We start from the raw sequence: 16,541 nt of genomic DNA, 5'->3' as shown, positions 1-16,541 counted from the left end.
GTGTTCTTTTTATTTTTCTATTGATCTTATGTATAAGAGCTGGTACAGTGATCTTATATACATGTATATAGGAGATAGAGATGAGTGCGATAAATTTTACGAAATCATTACAATATAGTGGACCAGAGTTTGTATCGAATAATGCAGAAGAAGGGCGGAAGGTAATTTCCGCTATAGAGAGCGAATTAAAACGGTGTGAATCCTTTTTTATCAGTGTAGCTTTTATTACAGCAGGTGGATTAAGTCCATTATTAATGACGTTAAAAGAGTTGGAAGGAAAAAATATTCCAGGTCGTATTTTGACAACAAATTTCTTGATGTTTAATGATCCTAAAATACTAGACAAGTTAAGTCAGTTTAGTAATATAGAGCTCCGCATATTTGATGCACAAGGATCTGATGTAGGTTTTCATACAAAAGGATATGGATTCCATTTAGAGGATGAGTTTACTATTATCGTGGGCAGCTCTAATATGACGCTCCACGCATTGACAAGAAATAAAGAGTGGAATGTGCATTATAGTTCTCATAAGCAAGAATCTTTTGTGATGTCTGTCTTAGAAGAGTTTGAAAGCTTGTGGGCAGCAGATGAGACAAAGACTTATGTAGACTATATTGATACGTACAGAATGTTATATGAGCAATATAATGATTCTACTAAAAAACAATTACCAGCGGTGGTAGATACAAATATAAATGAATCTAATCAAGTCCCAAAAGTATTACAGCCGAACAGCATGCAGTCCTATGTGATGGAAAGGTTTACAGAGTTGTATCAATCAGGTGCTAATAAAGGATTGTTGATTTCTGCCACAGGAACAGGTAAAACTTATGCATCAGCCTTTGCTGTCAGTAGTGTAAAACCAAAGCGAGTACTATTTTTAGTGCATCGTGAACAGGTAGCGAGACAGGCGATGGAATCGTATCAACGGGTAATTGGCGACTCTGTGACATATGGTGTGTTATCGGGTGCAGCAAAAGGTTTTTCTGAAACCTATTTATTTGCGACCATGCAGATGATGTCTAAGCCAGATTGTTATGAACGATTTTCCCCTACAGATTTTGATGTGATTGTTATCGATGAGGCACATCGAGCAGGATCTGAAAGTTATCATAGAATTATGGAATATTTCAGGCCTAAGTTTTGGTTTGCTATGACTGCTAGTCCAGAGCGTACAGATGATTTCGATATTTATAAGCTATTTGATTATAATATTATTCATGAAATACGATTACAACATGCATTAGAGGCAGATTTACTATGTCCATTTCACTATTTTGGTATCGGACAATTATCTGATGGCATCACAACCTATGAGGGTGATGAAGCACAGAGCATTTTTGCCAATGAATGGGATTACCAAACAAGAGCTAGATTAATTCTAGAGCAATGTAATTTTTATGGATATTCTGGAGAGCGAGTAAAAGGGTTAGTATTCTGTCATAGTATTGAAGAAGCACAAGAGTTATCCAAGGCTTTTAATCAACTAGGGATGAGAACTATTAGTTTAAGTGGTGCAGATTCGCAAGAAATTCGGGAAGAGGCTATTCAACGATTATCAGGACTGGATGCGAATGATGCGTTAGATTATATTATGACCGTAGATATTTTTAACGAAGGTATCGATATGCCAGAGGTCAATCAAGTTGTTATGGTTCGTGGTACAGAGAGTCCCATTGTGTTTGTGCAACAGTTAGGTCGGGGACTACGTCGTCATAACAGTAAAGATTACGTGGTCGTTCTTGATTTTATTGGAAACTTTAATAATAACTTTATGATTCCTGTAGCTCTGTCCGGAGATGTAAGTCATAACAAGGATAGTTTGCGGTATTATGTGCAAGAAGGGACGCGAGTGATTCCGGGTGCATCTACGATTCATTTTGATGCGATTGCTCAAGAACGTATTTTTAAATCTATTGACACAGCTAAATTCACACAGATTAAACATATTCGGCAAGCCTATAAAAACTTAAAATATAAATTAGGTCGTATTCCTAAATTGATAGATTTTGAAAACTATGGAAGTATCGATATTTCATTAATCTTTAATAGTAATGCAAAAACATATTATAAGTTTTTGGTAGACTATGAAAAAGACTACACGCATAGGTTTTCGTCGGTAGAAGCGAAAATACTAGAGTATATGGGCCAGTATATGGTACTTGGCAAACGAGTACATGAACTCTATGTATTGGAAGGTTTGTTGAAAGGTGAAGTTAATCCACTGACGTATATGAGAACAAAGTTACTAGGATTAGGTATTCCTTGTACAACTCATACGGAAAGAAATATCATCAATTTATTTACAGGTCAGTTTAAGACAGGATCCTCCAAAGCTGGATTTAAGGATGCCCTGTTGTGCGATGAAGTGGTAGATGGATTGCAGATATCAACGGTATTCCGTGAAGCTTTAGAAAATGAAGGGTTCCGTGATATGGTCGAGGACTATGTGAAAGTGGGCTTTCAAAGAAATCAAAAATACTATAGTCAAAGATATGAGGAAGCCTCTTTTACGCTGTATCAAAAATATACCTATGAAGATGTATGCCAGTTAATGGAGTGGGAAACGAGTATCGTACCATTAAATATTGGTGGTTATAAATATGATGAGGCTACCAAAACATATCCGGTATTTATCAATTATGATAAGGGCGAAGATATTGCAGATACTATTAGATATGAAGATAAATTATTATCTCCACAACAATTAATTGCTATTTCTAAAAGTGGTGTGGACCTTAGTAACAATTTGGTACAAAAAGCGTTACATGCAAAAAAAGAAGGTATTACTATGCATTTGTTTATCCGAAAAAATAAGAATGATGAAGATGGGGCAAAAGAGTTTTATTATTTAGGTCATATACATGCAACAGGGGAAGCAGAAGTATTTACCATGCCAGGTACAACGAAAAAAGCTGTTCGTATTATGTATGATTTGGAAACTCCGATACGTGAAGATTTGTACGATTATTTTGTGAATCATTAAAGGAGATATGGATGAAAACGATAGAAGTAGTAGCGGCAGTTATTTTGAAAGATAACCAAGTATTAACTACACAAAGAGGTTATGGAGATTTACAAGGACGTTGGGAATTTCCAGGAGGTAAAATTGAGTTTGGAGAAGATCATAAAGCAGCTTTATCTCGTGAGATACAAGAAGAATTAGATGTGCAGATTACAGTAGGAGATTTTTTAACAACCGTAGAGTATGACTATCCTAACTTTCATCTTATTATGCATGCCCATCAATGTGAGTTATTAGGAGAATTTCATTTACAAGAACATAGTGCAGCTCGTTGGTTAAACTTAGAAAACTTATATGATGTAGATTGGTTAGAAGCAGATTTACCTATCGTGGAATGTGTGAAAAGTTTAATTGCTTAGGTAGGACGTATAGAGGTATAAATGATATACTAATAATTAAATATGACAATATTAGAATAGTATATGATTCACAATGAAAGAGAGAGAGACCATGAAAAAACTAACTACATCTATTCTAGTAGCATTATTCAGTGTCACCATCTTCACACCAACCCATGTAGAGGCGAGTTGGTTGTCTAAAACGTGGAAAAAGGTTGAAAAATCATGGAATGAAGCGGGGAAACAAAGTGGTTCTACTGGAATGAGTGGAACATCTACGAGTGCGATTCGGTTGCCACAACGGTCTGAGTATCCAAGTAGTTTTAGGCACGGACAAGTAGTAGGACAAAGTATGGATATACAAGACCTTACCATTGCAGGAGTACCAGTGAATGCGAAATATAGCGAAATACGAAAGGCGTTGGGGGCGCCGACAGAAGAAAGAATGTACGATCCTTCTTCATATACTGGTCCAAATACATTTATGAGATATGGTGGAATTAAGTATTCTAGTCTTATGGGAGACCTAGATAGAGCCGGTATGATAACTATAGAGAATAGAGATGCCGTGACTTATCGTGGTATTGCAGTCGGTGACTCTTTAGAAGCTGTGTATCAAGCATATGGTAGACCTAATTATATTAATAGTAAAAATGATTGGTTCTATGGATATTTTGTGTGGTCTTCAGATGCAATAAGGGGTATATATTTTGAGAATGATGGAGAAAAGGTAACTAAGATTAGAGTAGTAACCTCCTAATATAATTGGAATACTAGTTTCCATCCATACATAATGTTTCTACTACAAAGGAGGTCCCAACATGAACACAACTAAATCATTCCAAACTTCCTCCTCTCTTCGACACGCACCATTTTCTCAGGATAGCTCCACCAGTATTACCTATGAATACAGTCCGCTGTTAGAGGGTTTTCCCCTCGCTCATGGTGTGACCTACCGATATGGTGGTGTCAGTGAAGGTAACTTTAATAGTTTTAACATGGGTCTGCATGTAGGTGATGATCCGAAAGCGGTGGCAGAGAACCGCAAACGCTTAGCGCAGGTGTTAGGTGTGGATTCAAATCATTTGACTTGTGGTGAGCAAGTGCATGGGGTAGGCGTGACGAGGGTGACGGAAGAGCTTATCGGTCGAGGCGCTTTCAGTTGGGAAGACAGTATCCCAGATAGTGATGCGATTCATACGAATTTGGTGAATGTGCCACTCTTGTTGCTCGTGGCAGACTGTGTGCCTGTGCTTATCTATGATGCGGTGAATCATGCGGTGGCAGTGGTTCATGCAGGTTGGCGTGGTGCCATCGCTCACATTGTGGAGCGCACGATGGATAGTATGCACGATGCGTACGGAACGTTGCCAAAAGATTGCTACCTCTTCATCGGTCCCTCTATTGGAGCAGACTCCTTTGAGGTGAGTGAAGAGATTGCTGAACAATTTCGACAGGATATGGGTAATTTGGGACTTTCACAGGTAAATGCAGTCGTGCGTTATCTCCAACGGTTAGAACAAGCGACACCTACTCCACATATAGATCTGAAAGGATATATTGCAGCTTGTGTCGTACAAAAAGGTGTGCCTATAGATCAAGTGATTCTGTCTGCTACGGACACGATGATGACAGAAGGATGTTATTCATACCGAGGGGATGCAGGCAAAACGGGACGAATGGCTATGTTTGCAGTATTACGAAATCAAGGTTAATAGATGCGAGAGTTTCAATAGTTTTGTATATCATAAGACCTTGTGTAGAACATGAGTAGTACGGAATTTAGAGATACATTTTTAAGTATTGTTTGAGAATAGAATAAAAAATATGACAAAGAATAAGAAAATCTTAAGAACTAGGCTTGAAATCATGCTTTTTCTATGTACTTTTCTTATTCTTTCGTTTATAATAAAAAAGATAAAGTATTATTTTTTTTGTGAAGACCTTTCAGAGTGAAATGTAACGACGAAAAAAGGACTGACATATATGATTGCAACAGCATTACATAACGTGCAAGAACGCATAGAAGCGGCTAAGGCACGAGTGGGGAGAAGGGATTCTGTTACACTTGTAGCAGTAACGAAGAATCATCCTGTAGAGGCTGTACAAGAAGTAGCTCAACTAGGTGTAAGAACTGTAGGCGAAAATCGTGTACAAGAAGCAAAAGAAAAAATGGAACTCTACCAGGGACCGGAACTCCAATGGCATTTAATTGGACAATTACAAAACAATAAAGTGCGTAATGCAGTGGGTAAATTTTCTTTAATTCATTCAGTTCATAGCGTGAAATTGTTGGATGAAATCCAACGTATTGCTGCTAGAGAAGGACTTATACAAGAAGTATTACTACAAGTGAATGTGGCACGAGAAGAAAGCAAGTCTGGGATGGATGTGGAAGAGTTTCCAACTATACGGGAATATGCCAAATCATTACCCAATGTACGGGTAAAAGGGCTTATGTGTATGGCACCATTTTTTGATAATCCGGAAGAGGCTCGCCCTATATTTAGAGTCGCTCACGCTTTATTTGAAGATATGAAACTTCATTTTAATGAAGGTCAGATTGAATATATATCCATGGGGATGACCCATGATTTTGAAGTAGCAATTGAAGAAGGTGCAAATATTGTTCGTGTAGGAACAGCAATATTTGGAGAACGCCACTATAATGAGTAATGGAGGAATTAACGATGGCACTGAAAGATAGCTGGAATTCTGTAAAAAGTTTTTTTGGTAGTAATCAAGATGATCAATATGAATTTGATGAATATGATAATGAGATGTATGAAGAAGAGTCTCAACAACCAGTAGTAACAGCACCAGTAGCAGGTGGCAATGGACCAGTAGCATCTGCAGCACGACCAAAAACAGGAGGATATAATACAGTGGCACAACGTTCTAGCGGTATGAAAGTAGTCATCGTAGAGCCAAAAGCATTCGATGATTCTGAAAATATTACAAATCAATTGCGCGATATGCGTCCAGTAGTGATTAACTTTGAAAATACAGACCCTCATGAAGCAGCACGTATTGTGGACTTTGTAAGTGGTGCTACATTTGCATTAGATGGCAAATTAGAAAAAATTGGCAAAGATATTTTCATCTGTGTACCAGTGAATGTAACAGTAGATTATACAGATAAAGAGTACACAGAAATATCTGACAAATTAGCTTGGAAAGAACCACAAGCCTAAGCATTAGGAGGTAGCCATGCAAAAAATACTACTAATTGGTGTAGGATCGATGGGTGGTGCTATTTTACAGGGGGCTTTGGAACAAGGTGTTTGGGGCCCTGAGGAAGTAGATGTACTAGTGCGTCGCAGTGAGCAAGCATCAGAATTAGAGCGCACGTTAGGTGTCACAGCCTTCACGGACTGTGATGCCATACCTGCTTTTGATGAGTACAGAACCATTGTATTTGGCGTAAAACCTCAAGTCTTACCGTCTCTTATGGAAGAGGTGGGACCACAAATCGAGGCGAGAACATTATGTATTTCTATTGCGGCAGGCATTACATTGGATACATTACAATCCTTTGCACCCCATGTACATTGGTTACGAGCTATGCCGAATACTCCAATTTTGGTAAAAGCTGGCTTTACAGCGATTGCTAGTAGTGAACAAGTGACACCAGGTGAGCGAGAACAAGCTTTGCGCATTTTCGAAGCCTTAGGTGAAGCCGTGGTATGTTCAGAAGCTGATTTAGACCGTATTGGCGCTCTAGCAGGGGCAGGTCCAGGCTATATGTATACCATTTTAGATGCTATGGCAAATGCAGGTGTTCGGATTGGTCTCACTAGGCCATTGGCGTTGCAAGCGGCGGTACAGACGATGTATGGCTCTGGCTTGATTGCCTTAGAAACAGGCGCTCATCCAAGTGTGCTTAGGGATCAAGTGACATCTCCCGGAGGTACGACTATAGCAGGTATTGCAGCCATGGAAAAAGAAGGGTTGCGTTCTTCTATTATGGAAGGCATCTTAGCTTGTTATGAACGGTCAAATGAAATAGGAAAACAACGTGAAAGATAAAGAAAAGTTAATTCGATATTTTGAAGCATCTGGTAATGGCGAAGAGGCTAGACGTATGATTGATCTAGCGGAGCAAGTACAAGCAGGCCGACCTTACCGTGTGACAGATTTTATGTCACCTGCAGGCCTTGTCATTGCAGATGCAGTAAAAGCGAATTTTGGTGGTATTAATATCATTTCCAGTGGTGGTTACGAAGGAGCAGAACGCCTTCGAGTGGCCTTTGTAGACCCTCACTTTCAAGGAACAGTAGACTTACAAATTGCGGTGTTGAAAGTATCTTGGGATCCACGATTTCGACTGTTGACACATCGTGATGTGTTGGGTTCCTTAATGGGACTTGGTATTGATCGCACTCATTTTGGAGATATTATCGTCACTAGTGGTGGGGCGCAGGTAATCGTAGATGCAACGATAGCAGATTTTGTGATTCAAAACTTTACAAAAATTGCTATGGTCACGGTTACAGTATCACAGATGGAATTGAGTGAATTACAACCGAAAGAAGAAAAAATAAAAGAAGTGCGAACTACTGTTGCGTCTATGCGGTTGGATTCTATAGCTTCTTCAGGTTTTAGTACATCTCGTACAAAAGTTGTGGAGGCCATTAAGGCAGGATTAGTACAAGTGAATTGGCAACCTGCGAAAGGACCAGCGCAAGAAGTAAAAGAAGGAGATATTATTTCTCTTCGTGGCAGAGGTCGTATGCAAATAGAAAGTATTACAGGCACGTCTAAAAAAGGGCGTATTGGAGTACATCTAAAACGATTTATGTAAGGAGGCTGATCCTATGTTAACACCAATGGATATTCATAATAAAGAGTTTGGAAAAAGTATTCGTGGCTTTGATTGCGATGAAGTAAACGAGTTTTTGAATGAAGTGGTACAAGCTTATGAAATCTTGTATCGTGAAAACCGTGAAATGACTGATAAAGTAGAGCAAATGGAAAAACGTTTGAATCAATATGAATCAACGGAAGAAACTATGCGCAATACATTGGTGCTTGCTCAAGAGACTGGTGAAAATGTAAAAGAGGCAGCTCGTAAAGAGGCTGATTTAATTTTACAGAATGCGGAACAACAACGATCTACGATTTTAGAAGATGCCAATCGTGCGTTGCGAGAAGCAGAAGCTAAATATGCTACCATTGCGAATGAAATGGCCGTGTTCCGTGCAAAAGTAGAATCAATTTTAACAGCGCAACTACAATTATTAGATGGTATTGCTTTAGAGGAAACAAAACCTGTAGAGACAGAAACAGAAGTATAAGGTGAATTTCGGCTTGAGTATTCAAGCCGTTTTTGCCATTGTAGAGACATATAAGGATAGTAGGATGATAACAGTTGGACTTTCACTTAAAGACAGGCCTTGTCTTGTAGTCGGCGGAGGGCAAGTAGCGCTGCGTAGAATTGAAAAGTTAATAGACGAAGAGGCATCTATTATAGTAGTCAGTCCTGATGTATTGCCTGACATTGTAACATACCATAAAGCAGGTGTATTACAATGGATAGAGAAGCCTTATAGCTCAGAATATATGGTAGGGCAACAGTTTGTCATTATTGCTACGGATATTCCTGCTGTGAATGCGCAAGTCATGGAAGATGCTCAAGAAGTACAAGCTTTCATTAATCGGGCTGATGTGAAAGATGATTCTACTTGGGTATTCGGCAGTGCTACGGAGATTGGTGATTTAGAGATTTCTATATTTACCAATCAAGTGAGCCCACGAGTGAGTCGCTTGCTTAGACAGGATATAGAAACCAGGTACGGCATATTAGCCGAGTGGTTACCTCAGATTCGTCTATGGAGACAAGAATTACAGCATATATTAAATACGCCAAAAGAACGAGAGCAGTTCTGGCGTACAAATTTAGGAGAATCGGAGTTTATACAAATATTAGAGGGTCAAGGAGACTCAGTGAAGGAGAATATTGTACATGCAATTAGTCGTATTAGGTCTGAATCATAGAAGTGCACCTGTAGATGTACGAGAGAAATTTTCTTTTTCCAAAGAAGCTCTCGATCATGCTATGGATCACATCTATGCTCATGAAGAAGTAGAGGAATGCGTCCTTTTATCGACGTGTAACCGCACAGAACTCTATGTCGTCCTAAATGACATGGAGAATGTAAAAGAATATATGATACGTTTACTACTGCATCTGAAAGGTGAAGAAACGGTAGACGTAGATGAGAAATGGTTTTTCCTGTATGAAGGGAAGGCATGTATTTCTCATTTATTTAGAGTGGCATCTAGTTTAGATTCTCTTGTGTTAGGAGAAGGTCAAATTTTGAGCCAATTAAAAATGGCCTATATTTCTTCCTATAGTAAGGGATTAACAGCGTCTGTGTTTAATATTATTTTCCAAAAAGCCATTGCTGTAGGGAAACGTGTGCGTACGATGACGGGGATTGCGAATACGCCAGTATCTGTTAGTTATACAGCAGTCAATTTAGCGGAAGATAGTTTAGATATTCCTATCAGTGAGGCAAAGGTTCTCATTTTGGGAGCTGGTCAAATGAGTGAGCTCACAGCTCGTCATTTACAAGCTAAAGGGGTAAAGAGTATTTTCGTGTCCAATCGGACGTTCAAAACAGCAGAAGAATTGGCAAAGCAATTCAATGGTAAAGCCGTTGATTTTGACAATTTTGTAGAAGAAGCCAAAGTAGCAGATATTATTATTACATCTACTGGTGCACCTCATTATGTGATTGAATGGGAAGAAGCGGAAGAAATCATGGATGGCCGTGGTGGTAAACCAATTGTCATGATCGATATTGCTGTTCCCCGTGATATCAACCCAGATGTAACAGAAATTCCCGGAGTGTATTTGTTTAACATTGATGCCTTGGAAAGTGTAGTAGAAGCGAATAAACACCAACGAGAAGAAGAAGCTCAAAAAGCAGAGCCTATCTTAGAAGAAGCCTTACAAGAAATTGAAGAAAAATTACAATATTTATCGGTTCGTCCTATTATGGTCTTGCTTAGTGAAAAAGCAGAAGCCATTCGTAAACGTGAAGTACATCGCGCGATGGCAAAATTACCTAATGCCACAGAGCTAGAACGTAAGATTATTAGCAATATGTCCCGCATGTTGGTACGTAAATTATTGCGTGATCCAATGATTCATTTTGGTGAAGTAGCGGGTAAAGAAGAAGAGCGAGATTATTGGAAGTTATTCCAAGATATGTTTGCTTTGGAAGTGGAGGACGACACACTATGAGAGACATAATTCGTATAGGCACCCGTAGTAGTGCCCTTGCTTTATGGCAAGCCAACTATGTAGCAGATGCATTGCGCAAACATTACCCAAAGTGCAAGGTGGAGTTAGTCCATCACAGTACGAAAGGTGATCGTATTTTAGAAAAACCATTGGCTGAAATCGGTGGTAAAGGTTTATTTACAGAAGAACTAGAAGCATCTATGCGTGATGGGAGCATCGATTTGGCTGTACACAGCTTGAAAGATATGCCTACAGAATTACCAGAAGATTTGGTACTAGGTGCGATTACAGAGCGTGAAACACCATGTGATGCTTTGGTATCACCAAAATATAAAACACTAGATCAACTACCACAAGGTGCTAAGGTAGGGACTAGTAGTTTACGCCGTCAAGCACAATTGTTGAATCAACGACCTGATTTGCAGATTTCTGTACTTCGTGGGAATGTGCAAACGCGACTGAACAAATTAGAAACAGAAAACTTTGATGCCATTGTATTAGCAGAGGCAGGGTTAAAACGATTGGGGCTGGAATCTGTTGTTACACAGACTTTCACTAGCGATGAAATGATTCCTGCTGTAGGGCAAGGGGCATTGGGCATTGAATGTCGCAAGGATGATACAGAAATGCTAGATATGTTATCTGTATTGCACGATGAAAATACTATGTGGGCTACTCGTGGAGAACGTAGTTTCCTTCGTCAACTCGAAGGTGGTTGCCAAGTACCGATGGGTGTACATGGGACGATTTATAAAGGACAATTAACGTTGAAAGCTATCATTGCTTCTTTAGATGGAAAAAATTGTTTTGAAGGTGAATTGTCAGGACCAAAAGAAAAAGCAGATATGTTAGGTCGTAACTTGGCGAAAGCTCTCTATGAAGAAGGGGGCAAAGCCATCATTGACGATTTAGTAGAAAGAGGAGTATTGAAATGACAGGCATTGTATATTTAATTGGTGCCGGACCGGGTGATCATAAATTAATCACTCTAAAAGGTAAGGAATGTATTGAAAAAGCAGATGTTATTGTCTATGACTATTTAGCAGATGCTCATTTCTTGTCCTATGCGAAAGAAGGAGCAGAGATCATTTATGCAGGTAAAAAAAGCAACAATCATACGATGCATCAATGGGAAATCAACGAACTTCTCGTAAAATGTGGCTTAGAAGGTAAAGTGGTGGCTCGTCTTAAAGGGGGAGACCCTCTAGTATTTGGTCGTGGTGGTGAAGAAGCGTTGGCTTTGGTAGAAGCGGGCGTGCCATTTGAATTTGTACCTGGTATTACATCTGGTATTTCTGCGCCAGCCTATGCTGGGATTCCTGTTACCCAACGTGCCATGGCGACGTCTTTTGCTATTGTTACAGGTCATGAAGATCCAACAAAACCAGAATCTGGTATGAATTGGGATGGCTTAGCCAAATCTGTGGATACGATCTCCTTTGTGATGGGTATCTCGAATTTGCCGAGCATTGCCACAAACTTAATCAAATATGGTCGTCCTAAGGAAACTCCAGTGGCAGTCATCCGTTGGGGAACAAAACCAATCCAAGAAACGTTGGTCTCTACCTTGGAGCATGTCGTAGAAGATGTAGAAAAAGCGCAATTGAAAGCACCAGCTATTGTTATCGTTGGGGAAGTAGTATCTTTGCGGGAGCAATTACGTTGGTTTGATAATAAACCATTATTTGGTAAAACTATCGTGGTCACACGAGCTCGTAGTAAAGCTAGCGCCTTATCTGAACGATTACTAGAATTGGGGGCCCATGTTATCGAAGCATCTGCTATCAAAACACAGGCATTACCTCGTACAGAGGAGATGGATGTGGCTTATGATAGCTTATCTTCCTACGATGGATTAATTTTTACATCTGCCGAAGGGGTGCGGTTCTTCTTTGATGGTTTATTAGACCGTGGCTTAGATAGTCGTGCGTTAGGTTCTATGAAAGTATGTGCTATCGGCAGTGCTACCGCAAAATCTTTATTAGATCGAGGCATTCGTGCGGACATCGTGCCACCGAATTACCAAGCGGAATCTGTGGTGGAAACCATTACAGTAGAACAGAGTCGTGTATGGCCAGAACGAGCGCTAGGCGATTTGCGCTTTGTGCTAGTACAACCAAAAGTGGCACGCGATGTGATTTATAAAGGACTTTCACAGGCAGGATGCGATGTGACGGTATTGCGTTTGTATGAAACGGTACAAGATACGTCCCATAAAGAATATTTAGAAGAAGCCTTGCGAGCAGGTGAAGTAGATTACATTACGTTCACAAGTTCTTCTACGGTGACGAATACAAAAGATATGCTTGGCTTCGATGCAGTGAGTTTATTAGGAAACACGAAGGTTGTTTGCATTGGACCGATTACAGGCGCTACCTGCGTGGAAGAAGGGATTCAACCAGATTTAATTGGTGAAACTTTTACAATCCCTGCGATGGTGGATCTAATCTTGAACGATTGCAAATAGAAAGAGGCATAATATGGAATTACGAAATCGACCAAGACGATTGCGCATCAGCCCAGCTATGCGTGCGTTGGTTCGTGAAACAACATTACAAGTAGAAGACTTAATTTATCCTATATTTATTGTTCCCGGAACAGCGGTGAAAGAAGAAATTTCTTCTTTACCAGGACAATATCATGTGTCCGTGGACGAGGCTGTAAAATTGGCGAAAGAAGCCTATGACTTAGGTATTAAGGGAGTCGAAATTTTCGGCATTCCTACTTACAAAGATGAAGATGGTTCTTCTGCGTGGGATATGGAACAACCGGTACAGCAAGCGATTATGGCGATCCGTAAAGAAGTGCCAGAGTTGATCGTGATTTCCGACGTATGTCTTTGCCAATACACATCTACAGGCCATTGCGGTCATGTGGAACATCATGAAGTCATTAATGATGCTACGTTGCCATTATTGTGTAATGTAGCAGTAAGCCATGCGAAAGCGGGTGCTCACATGGTGGCACCATCTGACATGATGGATGGACGTATTGCTGCGATTCGTGAAGCCTTAGATGCAGCGGGATTTAGCCATGTATCCATCATGAGTTATGCGGCGAAGTATGCGTCCGCCTATTATGGACCATTCCGTGATGCGGTCCATTCTGCACCGGGATTTGGGGACCGTAAAGGATACCAAATGGACGAGGCGAACCGTTTAGAAGCATTGCGTGAAGTGGAACAAGATATCATCGAAGGGGCGGACATCATTATGATTAAACCAGCTCTATCCTATTTGGATATCGTTCGTGAAGTGCGAGACAACTTCGATTGTCCTTTAGCCGTTTACAATGTCAGCGGTGAATATGCCATGATTAAAACAGCTGCGGCAGCGGGACTGGTGGATGAAAAACGCATTACCTTGGAAACCTTGCTATCTATGAAACGAGCAGGGGCGAAGATGATTATTACCTATCATGCCTTGGATGTGGCACGTTGGCTACAAGAAAATAGTGTGGAAATATAGGAGCCATTATGTTTAGTTTAGAAAAATCAAAACAAGCCTTTACAGAGGCTCGTGAATATATGCCAGGTGGTGTGAACAGTCCCGTTCGCTCTTACCGCAGTGTAGGGGGCAATCCTCCTTTTATCAGTTCTGCTAGTGGATCTCGCATTTACGATATTGATGGCAATGAGTACATCGATTACGTATTGTCTTGGGGTCCTATGATTCTAGGTCATGCGAATCCTGAAATCGTGGCGTCTATTTTGGAAGCCATCCCTCGTGGTACTAGTTATGGAGCACCAACACTGCTTGAAACAGAAGTGGCGAAAAAAATTCAAGCTTTCTATCCATCTATGGAAATGGTACGCATGGTGAACTCTGGTACAGAATCTACTATGAGTGCCTTGCGTTTGGCTCGTGGCTATACAGGTCGTGACAAAATTGTGAAATTTATCGGCTGTTACCATGGTCATAGTGATAGCTTGTTAGTGAAAGCTGGTTCTGGCTTAGCTACCTTTGGCGTGCCAGATAGTCCCGGCGTGCCAACTGGTGTGGCAGAGGATACGATTACATTGCCATACAATGATTCTGATGCAGTTCGCCAATTGTTCGAGGCTCATGGTGAAAGTATTGCAGCCATCATCGTGGAACCAGTAGCAGGTAATATGGGCTGTGTACCTCCTGTGGAAGGATTCTTGGAGACTTTGCGTGAAGTAACGACAGAGCACGGTGCAGTCCTCATCTTTGATGAAGTGATGTGCGGATTCCGCTCCAGTTCTGGAGGGGCACAAAAATATTACAATGTCATTCCAGACTTAACATGCTTAGGTAAAATCGTAGGCGGTGGCTTACCAATGGCGGTATTCGGTGGCAAGAAAGAAATCATGTCTTCCATCGCTCCATCCGGTCCTGTGTACCAAGCAGGTACCTTGAGTGGTAATCCGGTAGCCATGGCGGCAGGTCTTGCTACCTTGTCTATGTTGCAAAAATATCCGAATGCATTCCGTCAAGTAGAGGAATCTACAGAAGCCTTATGCCAAGGATTAGAAGCAGCAGCGAAAGAAGTAGGTGTACCTGTAGTAGTACAACGAGTAGGATCTATGTTTACTCTCTTCTTCACAGATAAAGCAGTGCATAACTTCGATGACGCCAGCGCTTGTGATATGGAAGCGTTTAAAACATTCTTCCACTACAACTTGGAACGTGGCATCTATTATGCAGCCAGCCAATATGAAAGCAACTTCTTATCTACGTGCCATAGCGATCAAGATTTGGCATACACATTACAAATTGCAAAAGAAGCGTTTCAAGCTATTAAAGGGTAATATGAGTATTAACCTTTCTTATGAAGAGTAATGAAAACCGATAAAAACTAATAGTATGTCATAGCATACATGTATGAATAGAAAGGCCATACACATCGAAGATAATCTATGTTACACTAGATTATATAGAGTGTATGGCATTCTAGTTTATATATAGGAGGTGTAATGATGAGTGTTTTAATTTCTCCGAAAGAATTACAAGAGCAATTAGATAGAGTGGTAGTCCTCGATGCTCGTGGCTTTGATGCCTATGCAGCAGCCCACATTCCGGGATCCTTTGCTATTGATATGGACGCACACATGAGTGGTCCTTTAGGGGTACACGGTGGTCGCCATCCTTTGCCAGACATGGCAGTATTAGCACAACGGTTGAGTGAATGCGGTGTGACCATGGATTCTCACATCGTGGTGTACGATGCGTGGATTTCCTTTGCCGGTCGGTTGCGGTTCTTGCTACTATACATGGGTTTCACCAATGTGAAAGTCCTAGCCGGTGGTATTGAGCGCTGGCATCGGGAAGGGTATCCGTTGACCCAAGAGGAGACACCAACAGTGGCAGATTCAAAACCGTTGGCCTATACATTACAAGACCATTTAGTGATGAGCCGTGATGAAGTGTTACACGCTAGCCATACTGACAGTCATGTCATCATCGATGCGCGGGCTCCACAGCGATATGATGGATCGGTAGAGGATACGATGGATGGCATGACGGGACATGTACCAGGAGCAATCAATCATTTCTATGAATGGGGATTTACAGCTGATGGTGTACGTCCAATTGCAGAATTACAAACAGCTTATGGTGACTTAACTAAGGTGGAAAAACCTATCGTTGCCTATTGTGGTTCTGGTGTGACAGCAGCAAACTTAATGATTGCGTTAGCAGAAGTGGGTGTGGAACCAGCTATGTATGTAGGCAGTTCTAGCGATTGGGTAACTTATGAAGGGTTCCCGTTGGAAACAGGGGTTAATACATTATAGGTTTACACTGTCAGTATAGTAGATAGTGATTCAAAATGTTTTCAATATAATACGATAAAAAACAGAGGCCTTGATGATAGGACCTCTGTTTTTATATTCTATGTATTTTGTCATATGTGCATCATCATAAAGCATATATAATGCATAGTAATAGGATGGAAAATTATCTT

At 40.6% G+C, this 16,541-nt stretch carries 16 protein-coding genes; all 16 read left to right on the top strand.

Features of this window, described 5'->3' with window-relative positions; genetic code table 11:
• The first annotated feature begins 80 nt into the window (after positions 1-80).
• The 16 genes from EO114_RS03665 to EO114_RS03590 all read left to right on the top strand — a co-directional run bounded on the left by EO114_RS03665 (position 81) and on the right by EO114_RS03590 (position 16,371).
• Positions 81-2,987 carry a DUF3427 domain-containing protein gene (locus tag EO114_RS03665; RefSeq protein ID WP_127061608.1) on the top strand — a complete coding sequence of 969 codons (2,907 nt, stop codon included), beginning with the start codon at positions 81-83 and terminating at the stop codon, positions 2,985-2,987.
• Positions 2,988-2,998: 11 nt separating this feature from the next.
• A complete protein-coding gene (locus tag EO114_RS03660) occupies positions 2,999-3,385 on the top strand; it encodes a (deoxy)nucleoside triphosphate pyrophosphohydrolase (protein ID WP_127061606.1) in 387 nt (128 codons plus the stop codon).
• A 91-nt stretch (positions 3,386-3,476) separates the two neighbouring features.
• Positions 3,477-4,124: a TonB-dependent receptor gene (locus EO114_RS03655; RefSeq protein ID WP_127061605.1), complete on the top strand. Its 648-nt coding sequence runs from the start codon at positions 3,477-3,479 to the stop codon at positions 4,122-4,124.
• A gap of 61 nt (positions 4,125-4,185) precedes the next feature.
• Entirely contained in the window at positions 4,186-5,079 is an 894-nt protein-coding gene (gene pgeF / locus EO114_RS03650; protein WP_127061603.1) for a peptidoglycan editing factor PgeF, read from the top strand.
• 271 nt (positions 5,080-5,350) lie between these two features.
• Positions 5,351-6,040, top strand: coding sequence for a YggS family pyridoxal phosphate-dependent enzyme (locus EO114_RS03645; RefSeq protein WP_127061601.1), 690 nt, complete (start codon positions 5,351-5,353; stop codon positions 6,038-6,040).
• A gap of 14 nt (positions 6,041-6,054) precedes the next feature.
• Entirely contained in the window at positions 6,055-6,558 is a 504-nt protein-coding gene (locus EO114_RS03640) for a cell division protein SepF (RefSeq protein WP_009353917.1), read from the top strand.
• A gap of 16 nt (positions 6,559-6,574) precedes the next feature.
• A complete protein-coding gene (gene proC, locus EO114_RS03635; RefSeq protein WP_127011171.1) occupies positions 6,575-7,393 on the top strand; it encodes a pyrroline-5-carboxylate reductase in 819 nt (272 codons plus the stop codon).
• Complete coding sequence (locus EO114_RS03630) at positions 7,383-8,168, top strand: RNA-binding protein (RefSeq protein WP_127061599.1); 786 nt, start codon at positions 7,383-7,385, stop codon at positions 8,166-8,168. The genes proC and EO114_RS03630 overlap by 11 nt, the downstream gene beginning before the upstream one ends.
• Positions 8,169-8,181: 13 nt before the next feature.
• A complete protein-coding gene (locus EO114_RS03625) occupies positions 8,182-8,661 on the top strand; it encodes a DivIVA domain-containing protein (RefSeq protein ID WP_009353901.1) in 480 nt (159 codons plus the stop codon).
• Positions 8,662-8,725: 64 nt separating this feature from the next.
• Complete coding sequence (locus EO114_RS03620) at positions 8,726-9,361, top strand: bifunctional precorrin-2 dehydrogenase/sirohydrochlorin ferrochelatase (RefSeq protein ID WP_083818426.1); 636 nt, start codon at positions 8,726-8,728, stop codon at positions 9,359-9,361.
• Positions 9,330-10,616, top strand: coding sequence for a glutamyl-tRNA reductase (gene hemA, locus EO114_RS03615; protein ID WP_127011174.1), 1,287 nt, complete (start codon positions 9,330-9,332; stop codon positions 10,614-10,616). The genes EO114_RS03620 and hemA overlap by 32 nt, the downstream gene beginning before the upstream one ends.
• A complete protein-coding gene (gene hemC / locus EO114_RS03610) occupies positions 10,613-11,551 on the top strand; it encodes a hydroxymethylbilane synthase (RefSeq protein WP_127061597.1) in 939 nt (312 codons plus the stop codon). Before hemA ends, hemC begins: the two co-directional genes overlap by 4 nt.
• Positions 11,548-13,083, top strand: a complete 1,536-nt coding sequence (gene cobA, locus EO114_RS03605) for a uroporphyrinogen-III C-methyltransferase (protein WP_127061595.1) — start codon at positions 11,548-11,550, stop codon at positions 13,081-13,083. Before hemC ends, cobA begins: the two co-directional genes overlap by 4 nt.
• Before the next feature lie 13 nt (positions 13,084-13,096).
• Positions 13,097-14,083 (top strand): porphobilinogen synthase, encoded by a 987-nt coding sequence (gene hemB, locus EO114_RS03600; protein ID WP_127061593.1) that lies wholly within the window; start codon positions 13,097-13,099, stop codon positions 14,081-14,083.
• 8 nt (positions 14,084-14,091) lie between these two features.
• Positions 14,092-15,387 carry a glutamate-1-semialdehyde 2,1-aminomutase gene (gene hemL / locus EO114_RS03595; protein WP_127061591.1) on the top strand — a complete coding sequence of 432 codons (1,296 nt, stop codon included), beginning with the start codon at positions 14,092-14,094 and terminating at the stop codon, positions 15,385-15,387.
• 168 nt (positions 15,388-15,555) lie between these two features.
• Positions 15,556-16,371, top strand: a complete 816-nt coding sequence (locus EO114_RS03590; RefSeq protein ID WP_127061691.1) for a sulfurtransferase — start codon at positions 15,556-15,558, stop codon at positions 16,369-16,371.
• The last annotated feature ends 170 nt before the right edge of the window (positions 16,372-16,541 follow it).

It is taken from the genome of Veillonella sp. 3627 (assembly GCF_003992195.1).
Lineage (GTDB): Bacteria > Bacillota > Negativicutes > Veillonellales > Veillonellaceae > F0422.
The sequence above is the reverse complement of the archived record's forward strand: the minus strand, read 5'-3'. Positions and strand labels throughout refer to the sequence as shown.